1 protein-coding gene is annotated in these 685 nt (G+C 66.3%); it reads right to left on the bottom strand.

Features of this window, described 5'->3' with window-relative positions:
* Positions 1–8: 8 nt before the first annotated feature.
* Positions 9–527: a PH domain-containing protein gene (locus tag E1266_RS37590; RefSeq protein ID WP_243719399.1), complete on the bottom strand. Its 519-nt coding sequence runs from the start codon at positions 525–527 to the stop codon at positions 9–11.
* Positions 528–685: the final 158 nt, after the last annotated feature.

Here is a 685-nt window from a genome sequence, read left to right on the forward strand (position 1 = left end):
GGGCGGGGCTAGTCGGGGGATTCGTCGATGGTGCCGAAGATTACGGAGGAGACTTCCAGGTAGAGCTGTTCCGGGTACGGCATGAAGTTGACGGCGCGGATGGCCTGGCTCTGGCCCGCGGACTCGGTGAGGAACTCGCCGTAACCGAGCATCCGGCCGATCATGGAGCGGTTCAGCGTGATGTCGGTGACCTTGGACAGCGGCATCATCGCGACGTTGCGGTTGAGCACGCCCTTGACCAGCATCACCCGGTGCTCGGTGACGAGGAAGAACTCCAGCGACCAGGCGATGATCTTCCACAGCAGGTAGCCGAGCGTGGGCAGCCACAGCCACCAGATCCAGATGACGCCGGTGATCACGGCGACCGAGGCACAGGCGACCAGCCCGCCGACGACGAGCGAGACCGAGGGGATGAGGACGGCGGGATGGTGGCGAACGGCGATGACGCGTCCCTCGTGGGACATGAGGTACTTGTCGACGGTGCGCGACGAGCTGTCGTGCTGCACCATCATGTCCTGCAGGTTCACGGCTGCGTCCTCGTCAAGATCCGGGTGGTTCAACGGTAGCCGACGCGACCGCGCCGCCGCAGTAAGGGAAGCGGGGCCTTGCCGGAGGGGGAGCGGCGGCTGATGATGATCGTCATGGACGGCGTTGGGGACGCGGGCGGGGCGCGGAGCGCCAAGGG

Origin of the sequence: Actinomadura sp. 7K534 (genome assembly GCF_004348575.1) — a bacterium.
GTDB classification, from domain to species: domain Bacteria; phylum Actinomycetota; class Actinomycetes; order Streptosporangiales; family Streptosporangiaceae; genus Spirillospora; species Spirillospora livida.